This is a genomic window from Frankia nepalensis, assembly GCF_016786325.1.
GTDB lineage: Bacteria > Actinomycetota > Actinomycetes > Frankiales > Frankiaceae > Pseudofrankia > Pseudofrankia nepalensis.
Map to the genome: position 1 here is coordinate 18,485 of NZ_JADWYU010000197.1, position 17,422 is coordinate 35,906.

Genomic DNA, 17,422 nt, shown 5'->3' on the forward strand with positions numbered 1-17,422 from the left:
TCGGCAACGGCACCACCACCGACAGCCTGGTTCCCGTCCAGGTCCCCGGCCTCACCGGCGTCACGGCCATCGCCGCCAGTGGCAACGCCGGGTACGCGCTGCGCTGGGACGGCACCGTCTGGGCCTGGGGTTACAACAGCCTCGGCCAGCTCGGCAACGGCACCACCACCGACAGCCTGGTTCCCGTCCAGGTCCCCGGCCTCACCGGCGTCACGGCCATCGCCGCCGGTGACACCAGCGGGTACGCGCTGCGCCGCGACGGCACCGTCCGGGCCTGGGGTGGCAACTTCTTCGGCCAGCTCGGCAACGGCACCACCACCAACAGCCTCCAACCCGTCCGGGTCCCCGGCCTCACCGGCGTCACGGCCATCGCCGCCAGTGGCGCCAGCGGGTACGCGCTGCGGCGCGACGGCACCGTCCGAGCCTGGGGTTACAACAGCCACGGCCAGCTCGGCAACGGCACCACCACCGACAGCCTGGTCCCCGTGCCGGTCACCGGCCTCACCAACGTCCGCGCCCTCGCCGGCAACTTCCTGCACGCCTACGCGCTGCGCGGCAACGGCACCCTCTGGGCCTGGGGCAACAACACCCAGGGCCAGCTCGGGAACGGCACCACCACCAACAGCTCGGTTCCCGTTCCCGTCAGTGGCACCACGGGCCTGGTCGGCGTGACCGCGATCTCCGCCGGCTTCGTCAGCGGGTACGCGGTGCGCCAGGACGGCACCGCCTGGGCCTGGGGGAGCAACTTCCTCGGCCAGCTCGGCAACGGCACCACCACCGACAGCTCGTTGCCCGTCCCCGTACTCGGGCTGAACAACGTCCGCGCCATCTCGGGCAGTGACTACAACGGCTACGCGATGGTGAGCGACTAGGCCTGGTGAGCCGTACCTTGGCTGGCCGTACTGGCCAGCCAAGGTGCCGATCACCACACACAGCGCGCCCGGCCGAGTCAGCGCTGGGCGGCGAGGGCCTCGGGCATGAGTTCGGTCAGGACCCGGCGCATGTAGGCCAGGGCCTGGTGGTCGTCGAGGCTCGGCTCGGGTGGGGCCGCGGGCTGTGGGACGGCCCGCGCCGCCGCGTCGATGATCTGGCGGGCGGCGGCGACCAGGGTGGCCCAGTAGGGGGCCGTGTGGTCGAGGTGGCGCAGGATGCGGGCGGCCTCGGGCAGGCGGTCGACCTGGACCATCATGTTGACGAACTCGACGGCGGTGACGCACACGGCCTGCATGTTGCCGGAGTCGAGCAGCTCGTCGACGTAGCCCCGCAGGACGGCGAACGCGCGGCCCGCCTCGCCGCGCCGGAAGTAGGCGCCGGCCTCGACGCACCGGTTCGGCGAGTGGGTGCGCGCCGGCACCTCGACACCGACCGCCTCGCCGAACAGCTCCTCGGCGCGGTCGCGCCGGCCCCGCAGCATCGCCGAGTAGCCGAGCAGGATCAGCGACACGTTCAGCAGCGTCGGCGGGCCGCCGGCGCGGTAGCGGTCGACCAGCGCCGCGACGATCGGATCGCCGTCGTCGAACCGCCCCGCGAAGATGAGCGCCGCGGCGACGTCGATCTCGAAGTGCTCGGCCAGATCGTGGTCGCCGCGGCGGCGCAGCCCCGCGATCAGAGGTGGGGTCGCTTCTTCTAGCGCCGGGTAGTCCTGGTGGACGCTCGCGCGGGCGTGGCGGGCCGCCGCGTCGTCGCGCGTGCCGTGGCGGGCCGCCAGGCGCTCGAACGCCGCCGGGTCCTGGGCGAGCTTGTAGCGTTGACCGGCCCAGGTCAGCCCGAACGCGACCACGTCGGTGTCCTCGGGGTCGGTGTCCTCGGGCGGGATCATGGCGAGCAGCCGTTCGACCCAGTCGCCGAGCTCGCCGCGGCTACGGCGCGGGATCTCCGTCACGATCGGCCGGACCAGCGCGTGCGCGAGCCGCCGGTCGCCCCGCGCGTGGGCCCAGCCGAACGCGGCCCGCAGGTTCGGCCACAGCTCGTCGAGCCGCGCGACCCCGGCGACCTCGCCCTGGCCGGTCAGCAGCCGGTGGATGGCGCCGAGCCGCTGGACGCACCAGGCGGCGTGGTGCTCGGCCATCAGGTCCGCCTCACCGGAGGCGGCCAGCTGCTCGGCGGCGAACTGGCGGATCGGCGCGAGCAGCCGCAGGCGCCGGCCAGACGGGCCGGGCTCGGCGATGACCATGGAACGGGCCACCAGCCTGCCCAGCAGCTCGTCGACGCCGGTAGCGACCGTGTCGGCCTCGATGGTCGCGTCTCCTCCGGCGCGCCCGCGTGCCTCGGCGTCCGCGCCCTCCTCGGCCGCGGCGGCCCACGCGGTGACGGTCTCGGCCGCGGCGACGTCGAACGCGCCGACGAAGACCGCCAGCCGGCGCAGCAGCCGCCGCTCGGCCGGGTCGAGCAGGTCATGGGACCACCGGATGGTCGCGCGCATCGCCCGGTGGCGAGGCGCGCCGGACCGGCCACCGCCGACGAGCAGCCGCAGCTGGTCGTCGAGCCGGGCGAGCAGGTCCGCCGGAGTGAGGGTGGTCGTCCGGGCGGCGGCCAGCTCGACGGCCAGCGGGACGCCCTCCAGGCGGCGGCAGATCTGGACGACCTCCTGGTGCGCGGCGGCCGGGTCGAAGGCCGGCGACAGCGCCGTCGCGCGCTCGGTGAACAGCTCGACGGCCGGGCCGTCGGGCACCAGCGGGCCCACCGGGACGACCCGTTCGTGGCCGTCGCGCAGGCCGAGCGGCTCCCGCGACGTGGCGAGCACCCGCGTGCCCGGGCAGCCGTCGGCGATCGTCTGGGCGAGCGCCGCGGCCCCGTCCACCACGTGCTCGCAGTTGTCCAGGACGAGCAGGACGCGGCGCGCGCGCAGGGACGCGACGACGGACGCGGTCAGCGCCCGCCCGGCGCTCTCCTTGACCCCGAGGGCGACGGCGACCGCCCGGGGGACGTCGGCGTCCGAGCCGATCTCGACCAGGTCGACGAGCCACGCGCCGTCGGCGTCGTCCTCCCGGCTCGCGGCGGCGACCGCGAGCCTGGTCTTGCCGATGCCGCCGGGCCCGACGAGGGTGACGACCGGAGCCGCCGCCAGGGCGGCGCGCACGGTCGCCAGGTCCTTCTCCCGGCCGATGAGCCGCCCGAGGCGCGGCGGCAGGTTCCCCGGCCGGCCCGTCCCCGCCGTCGGCGAGGCCAGCGCTGGCGAGGCCGGCGTCGGCCGGGGCGCGGGGGCCAGCCGTTCGTCGTGACCGAGTACCTGGGCCTCGAGCTCGCGCAGCCGAGGCCCGGGCTCGACGCCGAGATGCTCGACGAGGACACCCCGCGCCTTCTGGTAGGCGGCCAGGGCGTCCGTCTGCCGGCCCGACCGGTACAGCGCCGTCATCAGCAGCGCCCACAGCCCCTCCCGGAACGGGTGGGTGGTGGTGAGCTCGGTCAGCCGGCCGACCGCCGCCTCCGGGTCGGTCTCGACCCGGCGCGTGAGCTCGGCCTCCACCACGGCCAGCCAGCGCTCGACCAGCCCGTCCACCGCGGGCGCCAGGCCGGGGACGTCCAGGCCCGCGAGCGGGACCCCGGACCACTCGGCGAGCGCCGCGTCCAGGTCACCGGCGTCGGCGTGCCGGGAGAACCGGACCACGTCGATCGCCTCGGGCGCCAGGTCCAGGCGGTAGGCGGCGTTCACCGTGGCGATCGCGGACGGGCCGAGGGCCTGGCGCAGCCGGACGACGTAGGACTGCAGGGTCCGCTCGGCCGTGCGCGGCCGCTCCTCGCCCCACACCAGTTCCACCAGCCGCCGGACGGGCACCGCCGCCCCGGGCGACAGGGCGAGCGCGGCGAGCAGCGCCTGGCACTTCGGCGGGCCCACGTCGGCCGGTTCGCCGCGTCCGGTGACGGCGCCGACGCCGCCCAACAACGTGACCCGAACATCCAGGAGGATTCGGGCGTCCTGGACGGCCACGGCGCTCACCGCCCTCCCCGCGCGCCGATCCTGCTCCGCGTCGGTCCTTCTCGGTGCCGGTTGGCTTCGGCGCCCCGATCCTCGCGCACCTGGACGGGCCGTCGGGTCCGAAAGCCGCCTCAACCGTATCTCAACAGATCTTCGACAGCGGCCAGGCAGCGTCGAGGGAGAACGGCACCGAGCGTGGGAGGCGGACGGCGATGACAGGCCCGGCGGCGACACCGATGATTCCGAGGGCGACCGTGACGAGCCCGAGAGCGGCAACGACACGCGTGGCGGTGGCGAGGACAGGTCCGATCGCGCCAGGCGGCCGCGACGGCGGGATCGTGTCGCCGCTTCGAGCGGCGGGTGCCACCAGGCAGGCGGACGCTGCCTGGGCGGCGGCGCACGCCGCGCCGGACCCCGCCGTGGACGGCGCGGATCGCGCGGCCGACGGGCTCGCGCCGGGGCGCGACCCGTCGGGCAGGTTCGCGCGCGGTGTGCCGCCAAGGCTGTGGGGCGGCCTGCTGCTGGCCGGCTTCGGGACGATCGCGGCGATCCAGCCGGGACCGGAGGCCCGTCCGCCGACCCAGCCGCCGTGGGCCGACGCAGCCTCGGCCGTCACCGTGGTGCTGCTGCTGGCGTCCGCCGCCGCGCTGCTCGCCGGCCGGCGCTGGGCGTTCGGCCCGGCGAGCTACGCGGCTGGCGGCCTGACCGTGCTGTCGGCGCTGTGCCCGACCTGGCAGCACCACCAGGTCGGCGCGTGGTGGGTGGCCCAGTCCGTCATCAGCGCCGCGCTGCTCGCCGGGTCGCTGTACGCGCGGTCCCAGAAGGCCGGCGACGTTCTCGTCGGCGGGTGCGCGCGTGAGGCCGTCCGATGAAGGCGATCGTCCAGGAGCGGTTCGGCCCGCCGGACAGCCTGCGGCTCGCCGACGTCGACATGCCCAGGGTCGGCCCGGACGACGTGCTGGTCCGGGTGCGCGCCGCCGGGCTCAACCCGTACGACTGGCACATGCTGCGCGGCGACCCGTACGTCGCGCGCCTGATGGGCGGGGTTGGCGCGCGGCGGCCGAAGGCCCGGGTGGCCGGCATCGACGCGGCCGGGACCGTCGAGCGGGTCGGGGAGAACGTGCGCGACGTGCGGCCGGGTGACGAGGTGTTCGGCCTGTGCGCCGGCGCCCTCGCGGAGTACGCGCTCGTCGCGCCGCGCGGGCTGGTAATCCGGAAGCCGGCGGGCCTGACCTTCGAGCAGGCGGCGGCCATCCCGCTGGCGGGCGGGACGGCGCTGCGGGCGGTCCGGGACGTCGCCCGGCTGCGCGCCGGGCAGCGCCTGCTCGTCAACGGCGCCGCCGGCGGAGTCGGCACGTTCGCGGTCCAGATCGCGGTCGCGCTGGGCGTCGAGGTCACCGGGGTGTGCGGCACCCGCAACGTGGAGCTGGTGCGCGCGCTGGGCGCCACGCGCGTCGTCGACTACACCGCCGAGGACTTCCTCGACGGGCCGGAACACCACGACGCCCTTCTCGACAACGTCGGCAACCGGCGGCTGCGTCACCTGCGCCGCGCGCTGACGCCGACGGGAACCCTCGCGATGAACAGCGGTGGCGCGCCCGGCCAGGTGATCGGGGCGGTCGCCAACTTCCCGCGCGGTCTCGCGCTCAACCTGTTCGTGCGGCAGCGGATCCGCCCGTTCGTCTGGAAGCCCGAACGCGCCGACCTGCTGACCCTCGCCGAGCTGGTCGAGGGCGGGAAGCTCACCCCGGTGCTCGACCGGACCTACCCGCTGCCCGACGCCGCCGAGGCCCTGCGTCACGTCGAGGGCGGCCACGCCCGAGGCAAGGTGGTCGTCACCGTCGGCTGAACAGGCGCGGTTCGGCCGTCAGCGCGGCGCGCCGGCGGATTCGTGCCGGGCCAGCAGCGTCGCCGCGCTGTCGCCGGACAGGCGGGGCAGCGCGCCGTCCGGCCAGCCAGCAGGAGCATTCATTCGCACGGGGGGTCGTAGGGCGTGTCTGGGAGGACGATCCTCCACTCCGCCTCCGTGAGATTGTTGACGGGGTCGGCGCAAGCGCCAGCAACTATCCGGGTGGTGTCGAGCTCCCATAGTCGTGCGCCTGTGGGATTTCCAGTGGCGAGCAGACCTCCGTCCGAAGTGAATTCCGCGTCGTAAACGGCTTTCCCGTGAACCAGGACGGCTAGTGGACGGTCTATTTGGCCCCGGCTGGAGGAATCCCACAGCCGTACGCCCCCGTCTGGACTGACCGTGGCGATCAGGGAACCGTCGGGGCTAAAAACGGGGTCGTAAAGCGTTGAAGCTCCTCCCAGCGATGCCAATAGGCCCCAGCCGTTCCCGTCCCACAATCGAACAGTTCCGTCTGAACTGCCGGTGGCTAGCAGATCGGCGCCTGCGGGGGTGAACGCGACGTAGTCAACCGTGTCATTGTGTCCGAGTGTGGCGACTGGAGAGTTGGCTTTGCTGGCAAGGTCGATCTTCCAGACCATAGTTGTCTTATCCTCACTGCCCGCTGCTATCACTCTGCCATCGGAGCTAAAGGCCAGGTTGTTAATCGCGTCGAGATGTCCGACAAGAGTCGATGCTGGACGATCTGACTTATCTAGGTCCGAAATTCTCCATACGTATACCAAACCCTCGTCGTCACCACTGGCAAGCAAATCGGATCCTGCGGGGCCGAAATCCACGGCATTCACGGGGGAACTTGAGCTTCCGAGGGTTGCAAGGGGTCGATCTACCGATCCGCGGCTGGTAGTGTCCCACAACCACACCTTGCCCGTCTGGTCACCCACCGCTAGAAACTCCCCGCCGGGACTGAATGCCACATTCGAGGTGCTCACGTTGGATCCCTTGAAGGTGGCCAGCGGCCGGTCGACCAGACCTTGGCCCGCGAGTCCCCACAATAGTATGGTGCCATTTTTCGCCACGGTCGCGAGCAAATCAGTATTCCTCGGCCCGAAAACGACGCCATCGTACACGTCGCCCAACTGATGACGTCCAAGAGTGGCTAAGGGTTCGTCGATCTCGCCACGGCTTCCAGTGGTCCAGAGCCTAACGTCAGCGTCGTTGTCTCCGGTGGCGAGAAGGTCGCCATCAGGGCTTAACCCGAGACTAAATACTTCTTCCGGATGTCGCAGCAGGGCCAGCGGCCGATCAGTTGGTACGAGTAGGTCGATCACGGCAATACGGGCCTCTCTGGTCGGTGCTACGCGGTAGGCGGCAATAGCATAACGGCGCGCGAGCGCTGGCCGGTCGTCGACAACAGTTGACGCGGCAGTGGCGAGTTGTCGTGAGGAAGCCTCGGCATCAAACGCTTGATGATCACTGTCGAGATTATTCCATGGACTCCAATGCGCTAGCATTGATGCTGCAGATACTAGTGCTAGCAGCGCGGCGGTGAGCATTAATTTTCGTGGCGGCCTGTGCGTGAGAAGAAAACCCTGAGGCGTGATGGATGTCTTCACCATACGGCGCCTTGGGATATCACTCGCAACATGATCGTATGGGCCTGGCTTGCTGATCGGCGTGACATCGAGGAACTCGCCGCGCCGATGTGGGAGCGCAGCCGCGTACCTGCCGCCGTCTTTAGACCATCGACTGGCGCCAGTCTCTCCTTTGGGCGGATGCGATCGCTGCTTCCGGCCGATTCGGTACTGTGAGTCAACAGGGGCTGGTCGCTGGCCCGGAAAATCGGGCGCCACGTCCGAAAGACCTGACATCGGGGCGGGCGGTACCACCTTGGTCGGGAAAGTTGGCTCAGACTGCGGTTTCGCGCGACCGTCAAGCGCCGCTCGTATCTTGGTCAACAAGAGGCTGCGGGCTTCGTCTGTCTCAAGATCGAACAAGTCAAAGGATACAACGCCGTCTAGAAGAGCGGGTCGCGGACATTCCTCGACCCTGATAGGGATAACCTTTCTAGTGAATCCATCGGGATCCTGTATGTAGGCCGCCTGCCATTCTGCTTGCCCGTAGACGGAGGTCAAATATGCGTGTGAAAGGATGGAGATAATCCGATCCGCGCCTCGCACTCCATCTATCATCCGGCTCATCCAATGGGCGCCCGGGACGAAGTCCCATGCTTGAACTAGGACGCTGAACCCTTCGTCCTCGAGTTGCCATGCGATCCACTCCGCCCATTCTCGATCGGCTCCTGAATAGGAAACGAAGAAATCCCAGTGGTCGCCGCTGGATGGGGTCACCATTGTGAAAGCGACACAAGCGCGTCGCGCCGTTCGATAGCCACGACATCCCCCGATGTCCACTCTGCGAGGTCCTAGGACCGGCGCGCCTCAGACTTGAGATGGTCATGACGATAGTCGGTCGGCTGTAGCGATCCGGCGACGAACCGGTGGTACTCAGGTAGAGCCAGTCCTCGATCTGGTCCGGTGCCAGAGATCGACGGCGATGCCTTCGAAGCGCTCGTAGGGGGTGACCAGCCGGCGCCGGGCGGGCGCGTGCGGCAGATCACGGGGCTGAGTTCGGCGGCGCGGATGACGTAGACGGTTCGACGAGTATCTGGCGCACAAGACCTGCTCACGGGCATGTTCGTTCGACGGCGTTGTGTGCTCGGCGCCGTCATCACGACACACTGGCCTTGGCGTGGAACCTCGCGCCGGACCGGGCGTGCTACCCATCGATCGTCATTCGCTTGTGGAGGTGGTCGCCGCGACGCGTCGTTGGCCGCGATTTCCCCAAGCATTTGGCGATCACGGCACGGCCAGGCCCGGCCGTCGCATCGTCGGGACAGGCGGAAGCCGCGGTCCGAGTATCCGTCGGTGGGATGGGCAGTCCGATACGGTTGGGGCCGTGCCGGCTCGGTCATCTCCACGTCGCGGTGCCTCGTCGGGGCCGCGGGAGCCCGCGCCGCCAAGGGTGCCCACGTCACTCGGCGTCGCCACCTCGCCGGAGCACGACCTGTACGACGAGGCGGCGTTCCGGCGGCTCGACTTCACCGACATCGACCTCGGTGGCCAGGCGGCCGACGCGGTCGAGTTCGAGGAGTGCGGCTTGCGCCGGGTGAGCCTGGCGGGCGTCGCGCTGGAACGGGCCAGGTTCACCGACTGCCTGGTGGAGGGCAGCGACTGGGCGAACCTGCGGGCCGCCAAGTCGGACATGCAACGGGTCAGGCTCGCCGCGGTGCGACTGACCGGGGTGCACTGGCTCGGCGGCGTCCTGCGTGACGTCACCTTCAGCGAGTGCCGGATGGACATGGCGACGCTGCGGTTCACGTCGTTCAAGGACGTCGCCTTCGTCGGCTGCAACCTGACCAGGGCCGACTTCACCAACGCGGACCTGCGCGGCGCCCAGTTCACCGACTGCGACCTGAGCGGAGCTCAGTTCACGCAGGCCGACTGCGCCGGGACCCGGTTCATCCGCTGCGAACTGGCGGGTATCGGCGGCGCCGCCAGCCTGCGGGGCGCGACGATCGGCGCGGCCGATCTCGTCGCGCTGACCTACGCCCTGGCGGCGGCCCTAGACATCACGATCGAGGAGAGCTGACCCGCTCCGCGGACCACGCGGTCGCCGCCTGGTGCTCCGCGTCGGCGCGGGGCATGCGCCGTGCCGCAACCTTGGCCGCCACCGCCACCGCCACCGCCACCGCCACCGCCACCGCGCCCGGGCGCCACTCGTCGATGGCCTCCCCGGCTCGCTGACGGGCACGGCCAGGTCCCAACCGCTTCTCCCCGGGGGCGCGAAGGCGGCGTGCCGCCCTCCCGTCGCCTCGTGGGCGAGATGTGGTCCCCTCGGGCCGGCCGTCGACGGCTGATTGTCCGCGCGCAAGCGGGGCAGGTCGACGAAAGAGGCGCCGCCCGAGCCGAACGGGCGTGCTGATCATCACAGGAGGTGACGACATGGCCGTCAAGGCCGCGGAGCGTGAGCGTGAGGAGGCCGCCCGGCTCCCCGAGGGGGACGTGGTGCGCACGCTGCTGGAACAGCACGCCCGGATCCGGGAGCTGTTCGGCGACCTGCGGACGGCGCGGGGCGAGCACCGGCGGCAGGCGTTCGACGAGCTTCGCGCCCTGCTCGCGGTGCACGAGACCGCCGAGGAGATGGTGCTGCGGCCGGTGACCAAGCGGGTCGCCGGCCCCGAGGTCGCCGACGCCCGCGACCGGGAGGAGGCCGAGGCGACCTGGGAGCTGCGCGAACTGGAGAAGATGGACATCTTCTCGCCGGAGTTCGCGGCCCGGCTCGACGCGTTCGAGCGGTCCGTCAGCGAGCACGCGGACCGGGAGGAGCAGGAGGAGTTCCCGGTGGTGCGCGCGCAGTGCGAGCCGGACAAGCGGCGTTCGATGGGCGACAGCCTGCGCGCCGTGGAGCGGTTCGCGCCTACCCATCCGCACCCGAGCGCGGCGGGCTCGCCGCTGCGACAGTGGACCGTAGGGCCGATCGCCTCGATCATCGACCGGTCGAAGGACGCCATCCGGTCGCGGGCCCGCGTCGGTGACGGGGGCGCCTGACCCCGAGACCGCGTTCGGTGGAACACGTCGACCTCCTCGGCGGCGCTCACGACCGCCGAGGAGGTCGACGTATGTGGCGGGGACGCCCGTGTGTGCGAAAGGTCGTCGCCGCCAACCGCCAGGGGCAAATTATTCACTTATCCGGTCGAATCAGCCGACAATGGCCGTCGGCGCATGATGGATGACTGGTGATCACCCTGGCCTCCTCCTCGCCGGGGAGGGTCGGTCGCGTGGTGCGTGGCGACGGTGGCCATGGTCGCGTTGGCGGAGGGCTGGGCGCGTCGCCGACCGCTCCCAGGGCACGGTCGTCGCGGCATTGGGAGCGGTGCTGGCACGCTGACGCCCGGGCGGGGGAGCGGGCGCTGGCCGTGGCGCGCGTGACAGGCGCGTGTCGTCATTATTTCAAGTTTTCCCATCGGGATTGACGGGAAATCGTCTCCGCGGTTAGCGTGACCAGGCGGTCGTCGCCCGGCGCGGCCCTTGCGCGAGGCGCCAGAGGAGAGGGGACAGCGTGCAGCGGTCAGGTCGCCACGACTTCGCCGTGCCGTCGCGTCGCTCGCTGGCGACATTCTCGCGCCGGCACATCGACCTGCAGCGGGTGACCAGCAGCCTGTGTCGCGGCGAACGCGAGTCCTGAACCCTCCAGCCCGCCTGACGCCTCGCGTCGCCGGACCGCCCTCGCCCGGCTGACGGCGCGGCACCACCTCGAGGCGGGCGGTGCCGACCGCGGCCGTGTCCGGGGTACCTCCTCGTGCCACCTGGCCCGTTCCGCCTCCAGACAGCGCCTTCCCACGCCCGTGCCCCGGGCCGGGTGGGCGCGCCCACCCACGCCTACCAGGCCGACGGGCCGGCGCCTCATGGCGTCGCGACCCGCCGGCCATCCGAGCGCGCCGTTCTTCCCGCCGCCCGGCCCCATCCGCGTTCGACGCCCAGCTACCGAGGAGGCCGGCTGGCGACCGGACGGCCTGCTCACCGGACGGCTGACCGACCGGCGGGCCTCATGCCCTGACCTGAATGCCCCTGACCTGAATGCCTTGGACCTCGCGAGGAGAGACGCCGTCGTGAAACGATCGATGCGGTCCAGACCCACCCGGTGGGCGGTGGCTGTCGCCGCGGTAGCCGTCAGCTCGACGCTGCTGGCCGCCTGCGGCTCGGACGGCGACGGTGATTCCCCGGCCGGCGGCGCGGGCGGCGCCGCGTCCGCCGCGCCCAAGCGCGGTGGCACGCTGACGTTCGCGGTCGGCTCGGACTCCGCCTGCGTCGACCCGCAGCAGGTGGGCAGCAACGACACGGTCTACTCGATGCGCCAGACCGTCGACTCGCTGACCGACCAGGATCCCGAGAGCGGCGAGATCGTGCCGTGGCTCGCCGAGAAGTGGGAGATCAGTCCGGACGCGAAGACGTTCACCTTCCACCTGCGCGCCGGCGTGACGTTCAGCGACGGCACGCCGCTGAACGCCCAGGCGGTGAAGGACAACTTCGACACGATCCCGAACCTCGGCGCGTTGGCGAGCCTGGGCCGTGGCTACCTGACCGGCTACGTGGGCACCAAGGTCGTGGACGACCTCACCGCAGAGGTGAGTTTCTCCCAGCCGAACGCCCAGTTCCTGCAGGCGACGTCGACGTTCTCGCTGGGCCTGCTGTCCAGCGCGAGCCTCCAGAAGACCCCGCAGGAGCGGTGCGCCGACGGCGTGATCGGGTCCGGGCCGTTCGTGCTGTCCAAGTACGTGCAGGGCCAGTCGATCTCGCTGACGAAGCGCGCCGGCTATGCCTGGGGCTCCTCGCTCTGGGAGAACAAGGGCGAGGCATACCTCGACGCCGTCGAGTTCAAGGTCATTCCCGAGGCCGGGGTGCGCACCTCCAGCCTGCAGTCCGGCCAGGTCGACGCGATCGGCGCGGTGGCGCAGTCCGACGAGGCGGCGCTGGAGGGCAGCGGGGTCACGCTGCAGGCCCGCGCGAACCCGGGCGTCGTCTTCAACCTGAGCCTGAACAACTCCCGCCCGATCTTCGCGGACCCGAAGGTGCGCCAGGCGCTCCTGCTCGGCGTCGACCGGCAGGAGATCGTCGACACGGTGTTCCCGACCGGCACCAAGCCGGCGACGAGCATCCTCGCGCACACCACGCCCTACTACACCGACCTGAGCGCCGACCTGACGTTCGACAAGGCGCGGGCCGGCACGCTCCTCGACGAGGCGGGCTGGCGGCCTGGCTCCGACGGGATCCGGGAGAAGGACGGCCAGCGGCTTTCCCTGCGGGTGGTCTGGTTCGCCAACGCGGCCACCAACCAGCCGGCGCTGGAGCTGATCCAGCAGCAGCTGAAGGCGATCGGCGTCGAGATCGAGCTGGCGCAGCTGCAGATCGCCCAGGTGACCGCGGCCCTGCAGGCGGGTGAGTTCGACGCCGCGTGGGGCAACGTGACCCGCGCCGACCCGGACATCCTGCGCAGCCAGTTCCTCACGACCGGCACCAACTTCTACAAGCTGCCCGCGAGCGAGCTGGACGCGGTGCTCACGAACCAGGCGGCGGAGCCGGACACGACGAAGCGCGCGGCGCTGGTGGAGCAGGCACAGGGGCTGGTCGTCGACAACGCGTACGTCATTCCGGTCGTCGAGCTCGAAACCGAGCTCGGGGTGTCGAACAAGGTGCACGACCTGCAGTTCGAGGCCTCCAGTCGGATCCAGCTGCACAACACCTGGAAGGAGTAGCGCCGGCCGGAAGAACGGCCCGGGCGAGGACCAGCCGGCGGCGCCACGCCGCCGGTCATGCCCCGAAAGCCGGCCGGCACCGCATCGCCCTCGGCGTTCTCCGAGGGAGGCCGGGCCGGACCGGATGGGGCCGGTTCGGTGCCGGGAGCCCCTGGCGGGCTCCCGGCACCGGCCGGTGTTCCAGGCGACGGGCATCCCAGCCGCGAGGACCAGCGGACGCGGCAGGAGCGCGCGGACGACCGCGGACCGCGGTGAACAGCGCGCGGCGAACATCGCGCGAGACCGACAGAGCGCGAGACCGACAGAGCGCGAAACCGAACGGCGCGCGAAACCGAACAGCGCGAAACCGAACAGCGCGAAACCGAACAGCGTGAAACCGAACGGCGCGAGACCGGACAGCGAGCAGGACAAGGAAGGGCGGCCCCGGATGTGGTGGTACGTGGTTCGTCGGGTCGCGCAGGCGGTCGGCGTGCTGTGGGCCGCCTACACGGTGTCGTTCCTGGTGCTGGACTTCCTGCCCGGCGACCCGGTCTCGGCCATGGCCGGCGCCGGGATGGACTCGACGCCGGCCGATCCCGCCCAGCTCGAGGCGCTGCGCCAGGAGTACGGGTTCGACAAGCCGGTGCTCGCGCAGTACTTCGACTACCTGTTCAGGGCCCTGCGGGGCGACTTCGGCGACTCGGTGGCCGCCGGCCGGTCGGTCACCTCGGTGCTCTCCGCGGCGCTGCCGCAGACGCTGCAGCTCACCGGCCTGGGAATGGCGCTCGCCGCGGTCTTCGGCACCACGCTGGCGGTGGTCGCGACCTACACCCGGTGGCGCTGGCTGCGCCAGCTGCTGCTGAGCCTGCCCTCGGTGGGCGTGTCCGTCCCCGCGTTCTGGATCGGGCTGATGCTCGTCCAGCTGTTCTCGTTCCGCGTGCGGCTGTTCCCGGCGTTCGGCAACGACGGGCTGCGCGGCCTGATTCTCCCGGCCGTCACCATGGCGATTCCCACCGGCGCGATGGTCGGGCAGGTACTCGCGAAGAGCCTGCTCGCCACGCTCGACGAGCCGTATGTGCAGACCGCCTGGGCCAAGGGCGCCGGGCGCGTCCGGGTTCACCTGCGGCACGCGCTGCGCAACGCCTGCCTGCCGGCGCTCACCGTCCTCGGCGTGCTGGTCGGCCAGCTCATGGCGAACGCCGTCGTCATCGAGACGGTGTTCTCCCGAAACGGCGTCGGCCGGGTGACCGCCGCCGCCGTCACCGCGCAGGACATCCCCGTCGTGCAGGCCGTCGTCGTCCTCGGTGCCCTCGTCTTCGTGACGGTCAACCTGATCGTCGACCTCCTCTACCCGCTGATCGATCCGCGCATCGTCGTGGGCGGTTCCGGCAGGAGCCGTCCGACGCGTCGAAAGGACATTCCGACGGACACCATCTCCGGCGGCGGCGCGCCGATCTCCCCGGTCGCCGGGATCGGCGGGCCGGTCCCGGGGAGCGCCCGGTGAGCCGCGCGACGGAGCCGACGGCCACGGAACCCGGCCCGCTGAACCTGACCACCGAGGAACCCACGGCGACGGAACCCATGGCGGCGGGCGCCGTGGCGGTGGGAGCCGCGGAATCCGCGCCCCGGCTCGTCTCCGCCTTCGGCCCGGGAGGCGCCTTCGATCCGGGGGGTGCCTTCGGCCTGGGAGACGACGAGGAACGGCTGGGAGACGACGAGGAACAAGGGGACGGCCCCGGCGGGTCGCGGCGAAGGATCGACCTGGGCCGTCTTGGCGGGTTCCTCCTGCGCCGGCCGGGGCTGGTGATCTCGGCCGCCGTGGTCGTCCTGGTGGTGCTGGCGTCGTTCTGGCCCACGCTGTTCACCTCCGACGACCCGTTGCTCGGCGTCCCGAAGGAGCGGTTCCACGGGCCCAGCGGTGCCCACTGGTTCGGCACCGACGAGCTGGGCCGGGACGTGTTCGCCCGGGTGGTGCACGGCGCCGCCCTGTCGATGAAGGCGACGCTGATCGCGGTCGCGGTCGCGTTCGTCGTCGGCGGCCTGCTCGGCCTGGTCGCCGGCTTCGTCGGCCGCTGGATCGAGGACGTGATCATGCGGTTCGTCGACGTGATGCTCTCGATCCCGACGCTGTTCCTGTCGCTCGCGCTGATCACCGCGCTCGGCTACGGCACGGTGAAGGTGGCGGTCGCGGTCGGGATCGCGAGCGTGGCGAGCTTCGCCCGGGTGATGCGCTCCGAGGTGCTCAAGGTCCGCCAGGCCGTCTACGTCGAGGCGGCCCGGTCGACGGGCGCGCGCTGGTACAGCGTGCTGTGGCGGCACGTGCTGCCGAACGCCATGGGACCGGTGATCGTGCTGGCGACCCTCGACTTCGGTGTGTCGGTGCTCGCGGTCTCGTCGCTGAGCTTCCTGGGATACGGCGCCGAGCCGCCCGCGCCGGAGTGGGGCACGCTGATCTCCAGCGGCCGCAACTACCTGGCGAACGCCTGGTGGCTGACGACCCTGCCCGGCGTGACGGTGGCCGCCACGGTGCTGGCGACCAACCGGATCGCCCGGGCCCTCGACGGCGAATGGACGGCTGGGCGATGACCGCGGCTGGCGACCCGAACCTGCTGGAGATCCGCGGGCTGTCGGTGTCGTACCGGACCAGGACCAGGACCGGGACGGTGCGGGCGGTCCGCGACGTCGACCTCGACGTGCGGCCGGGGGAGATCGTCGCGCTCGTCGGCGAGTCGGGCTCCGGGAAGAGCACGACGGCGCACGCGGTCATCGGCCTGTTGCCCGCCGGCGGGCGGGTGGACGCCGGCAGTATCACCTTCGGGCTCACCCCCGGCCCGGCGGGCGTCGGCCGGCGCGACCTCGCCGCGCTCACGCCGCGCGAGCTCCGCGCGGTTCGCGGCGCCCAGATCGGGCTCATCCCGCAGGACCCGACGGTCTCGCTCAACCCGGTGACGCGGATCGGCGCCCAGGTCGCGGAGGTGCTGCGCATCCACGGGCTGGCCGGCCGGCGCGGCGCCGACGCCGCGGCGGTCGAGCTGCTCGAGCGGGCCGGGCTGCCGGACCCACGGACCCGCGCCCGGCAGTACCCGCACGAGCTGTCCGGCGGCATGCGCCAGCGCGCGCTGATCGCCATCGCGATCGCCGCCCGGCCGAGCCTGATCATCGCCGACGAACCGACCAGCGCGCTCGACGTCACCGTGCAGCGGCTGATCCTCGACCACCTCGAGCGGCTGACCACCGAGCTCGGCACGGCCGTCCTGCTCGTCACCCACGACCTGGGCGTCGCCGCCGACCGGGCCGGGCGCATCGCGGTGATGTCGCGCGGCCGGATCGTCGAGAGCGGCCCGACCCGCGAGATCCTCGCGAACCCCCAGGACCCCTACACCCGCCGGCTGCTGCGCAGCGCCCCGAGCCTGTCGGTCGCGCGCGCGAAGACCGTCGTCCGCCCGGTGTCCGCTGGCCAGACGGTGTCCGCGAACCAGACGACGGCCGCCGGTCAGGCGGTGTCCGCCGGTCAGACGGTGGCCGCCGAACGGGCGCTGGTCGTCGTCGAGAACCTGGTGAAGGACTACCCGCTGCCGCGCGCGGGCGGCGGGGCCCGCGCGCTGCGCGCCGTCGACGACGTCAGCTTCACCATCGGCCGCGGCGAGACCCTGGCGCTGGTCGGCGAGTCCGGCTCCGGGAAGTCGACGACCGCCCGGCTCGTCCTGCGGCTCGTCGACCCGACCGGCGGCCGGATCGTCTTCGACGGCGACGACGTCACCAGGGCTGGCGGCGGGGCGCTGCGGGCGCTGCGGCGCCGCGCGCAGCTGATCTACCAGAACCCGTACGCCTCCCTCGCCCCCCGGTTCTCGATCGCGGAGGTGATCACCGAGCCGCTGCGGGTCTTCCGGGTGGGCGACCGGGCGTCCCGGCTGGCCCGCGCCCGGGAGCTGCTCGAGCGGGTGGCCCTGCCGGCGTCGACGCTCGAGCGCCGCCCGGCGGAGCTGTCGGGCGGGCAGCGGCAGCGGGTCGCGATCGCCCGCGCGCTGGCGCTCGCCCCCGACCTGGTGGTCTGCGACGAGCCGGTCTCCGCGCTCGACGTGTCCGTGCAGGCCCAGGTGCTGGAGCTGCTCGCCGAGCTGCAGGCCGAGATCGGCCTCGCCTACCTGTTCATCTCGCATGACCTCGCCGTCGTCCGGCAGATCGCGCATCGGGTCGCGGTGATGCGGGGCGGCCGGGTCGTCGAGACCGGCCCGACGGCCGACCTGTTCGCCCGTCCCGAGCACGAGTACACCCGCACGCTGCTCGCGGCGATCCCGGGTGCCGGGTACGCCACGGCCGGGCGGACCGCGTGACGGCCCCGCCCGCGCCGGGCGAACGCCGCGCG

General features: G+C 72.0%; 12 protein-coding genes and 1 pseudogene. 10 read left to right on the forward strand and 3 right to left on the reverse strand.

Annotated elements, in window-relative coordinates; genetic code table 11:
• On the forward strand, nt 1–872 hold an 872-nt coding region (locus I6A81_RS30085; protein ID WP_203010378.1), incomplete at its 5' end, for an RCC1 domain-containing protein.
• A 77-nt stretch (nt 873–949) separates the two neighbouring features.
• On the opposite strand, the gene I6A81_RS30090 is transcribed toward I6A81_RS30085, so the two are convergent.
• Complete coding sequence (locus I6A81_RS30090) at nt 950–3,928, reverse strand: BTAD domain-containing putative transcriptional regulator (RefSeq protein ID WP_203002712.1); 2,979 nt, start codon at nt 3,926–3,928, stop codon at nt 950–952.
• Nucleotides 3,929–4,254: 326 nt separating this feature from the next.
• Between I6A81_RS30090 and I6A81_RS30095 the strand changes: the two genes are divergently transcribed.
• Together I6A81_RS30095 and I6A81_RS30100 are read left to right on the forward strand one after the other, a co-directional pair.
• Entirely contained in the window at nt 4,255–4,788 is a 534-nt protein-coding gene (locus I6A81_RS30095) for a hypothetical protein (protein ID WP_203002696.1), read from the forward strand.
• Complete coding sequence (locus I6A81_RS30100) at nt 4,785–5,765, forward strand: NAD(P)-dependent alcohol dehydrogenase (RefSeq protein ID WP_203002695.1); 981 nt, start codon at nt 4,785–4,787, stop codon at nt 5,763–5,765. The genes I6A81_RS30095 and I6A81_RS30100 overlap by 4 nt, the downstream gene beginning before the upstream one ends.
• A 119-nt stretch (nt 5,766–5,884) precedes the next feature.
• On the opposite strand, the gene I6A81_RS30105 is transcribed toward I6A81_RS30100, so the two are convergent.
• Both I6A81_RS30105 and I6A81_RS44120 read right to left on the reverse strand, forming a co-directional pair.
• A complete protein-coding gene (locus I6A81_RS30105) occupies nt 5,885–7,381 on the reverse strand; it encodes a WD40 repeat domain-containing protein (protein WP_238428972.1) in 1,497 nt (498 codons plus the stop codon).
• A gap of 363 nt (nt 7,382–7,744) precedes the next feature.
• Nucleotides 7,745–8,116, reverse strand: a pseudogene (locus I6A81_RS44120) (toll/interleukin-1 receptor domain-containing protein); the annotation flags it as partial.
• A 670-nt stretch (nt 8,117–8,786) separates the two neighbouring features.
• Here I6A81_RS44120 and I6A81_RS45830 point away from each other — a divergent pair.
• The 7 genes from I6A81_RS45830 to I6A81_RS30135 all read left to right on the forward strand — a co-directional run bounded on the left by I6A81_RS45830 (nt 8,787) and on the right by I6A81_RS30135 (nt 17,390).
• A complete protein-coding gene (locus I6A81_RS45830; protein WP_203002693.1) occupies nt 8,787–9,413 on the forward strand; it encodes a pentapeptide repeat-containing protein in 627 nt (208 codons plus the stop codon).
• A 353-nt stretch (nt 9,414–9,766) separates the two neighbouring features.
• Nucleotides 9,767–10,372, forward strand: coding sequence for a hemerythrin domain-containing protein (locus I6A81_RS30115; RefSeq protein WP_203002692.1), 606 nt, complete (start codon nt 9,767–9,769; stop codon nt 10,370–10,372).
• Between the two features lie 511 nt (nt 10,373–10,883).
• Nucleotides 10,884–11,009: a putative leader peptide gene (locus I6A81_RS45155; protein WP_285222649.1), complete on the forward strand. Its 126-nt coding sequence runs from the start codon at nt 10,884–10,886 to the stop codon at nt 11,007–11,009.
• Nucleotides 11,010–11,445: 436 nt separating this feature from the next.
• A complete protein-coding gene (locus I6A81_RS30120; RefSeq protein ID WP_238428970.1) occupies nt 11,446–13,077 on the forward strand; it encodes an ABC transporter substrate-binding protein in 1,632 nt (543 codons plus the stop codon).
• Nucleotides 13,078–13,504: 427 nt separating this feature from the next.
• Nucleotides 13,505–14,560: an ABC transporter permease gene (locus I6A81_RS30125; protein ID WP_203002812.1), complete on the forward strand. Its 1,056-nt coding sequence runs from the start codon at nt 13,505–13,507 to the stop codon at nt 14,558–14,560.
• On the forward strand, nt 14,557–15,642 hold the full coding sequence (locus I6A81_RS30130) for an ABC transporter permease (protein ID WP_307875008.1): 1,086 nt from the start codon (nt 14,557–14,559) through the stop codon (nt 15,640–15,642). Before I6A81_RS30125 ends, I6A81_RS30130 begins: the two co-directional genes overlap by 4 nt.
• Entirely contained in the window at nt 15,639–17,390 is a 1,752-nt protein-coding gene (locus I6A81_RS30135; RefSeq protein ID WP_238429008.1) for a dipeptide ABC transporter ATP-binding protein, read from the forward strand. The genes I6A81_RS30130 and I6A81_RS30135 overlap by 4 nt, the downstream gene beginning before the upstream one ends.
• The last annotated feature ends 32 nt before the right edge of the window (nt 17,391–17,422 follow it).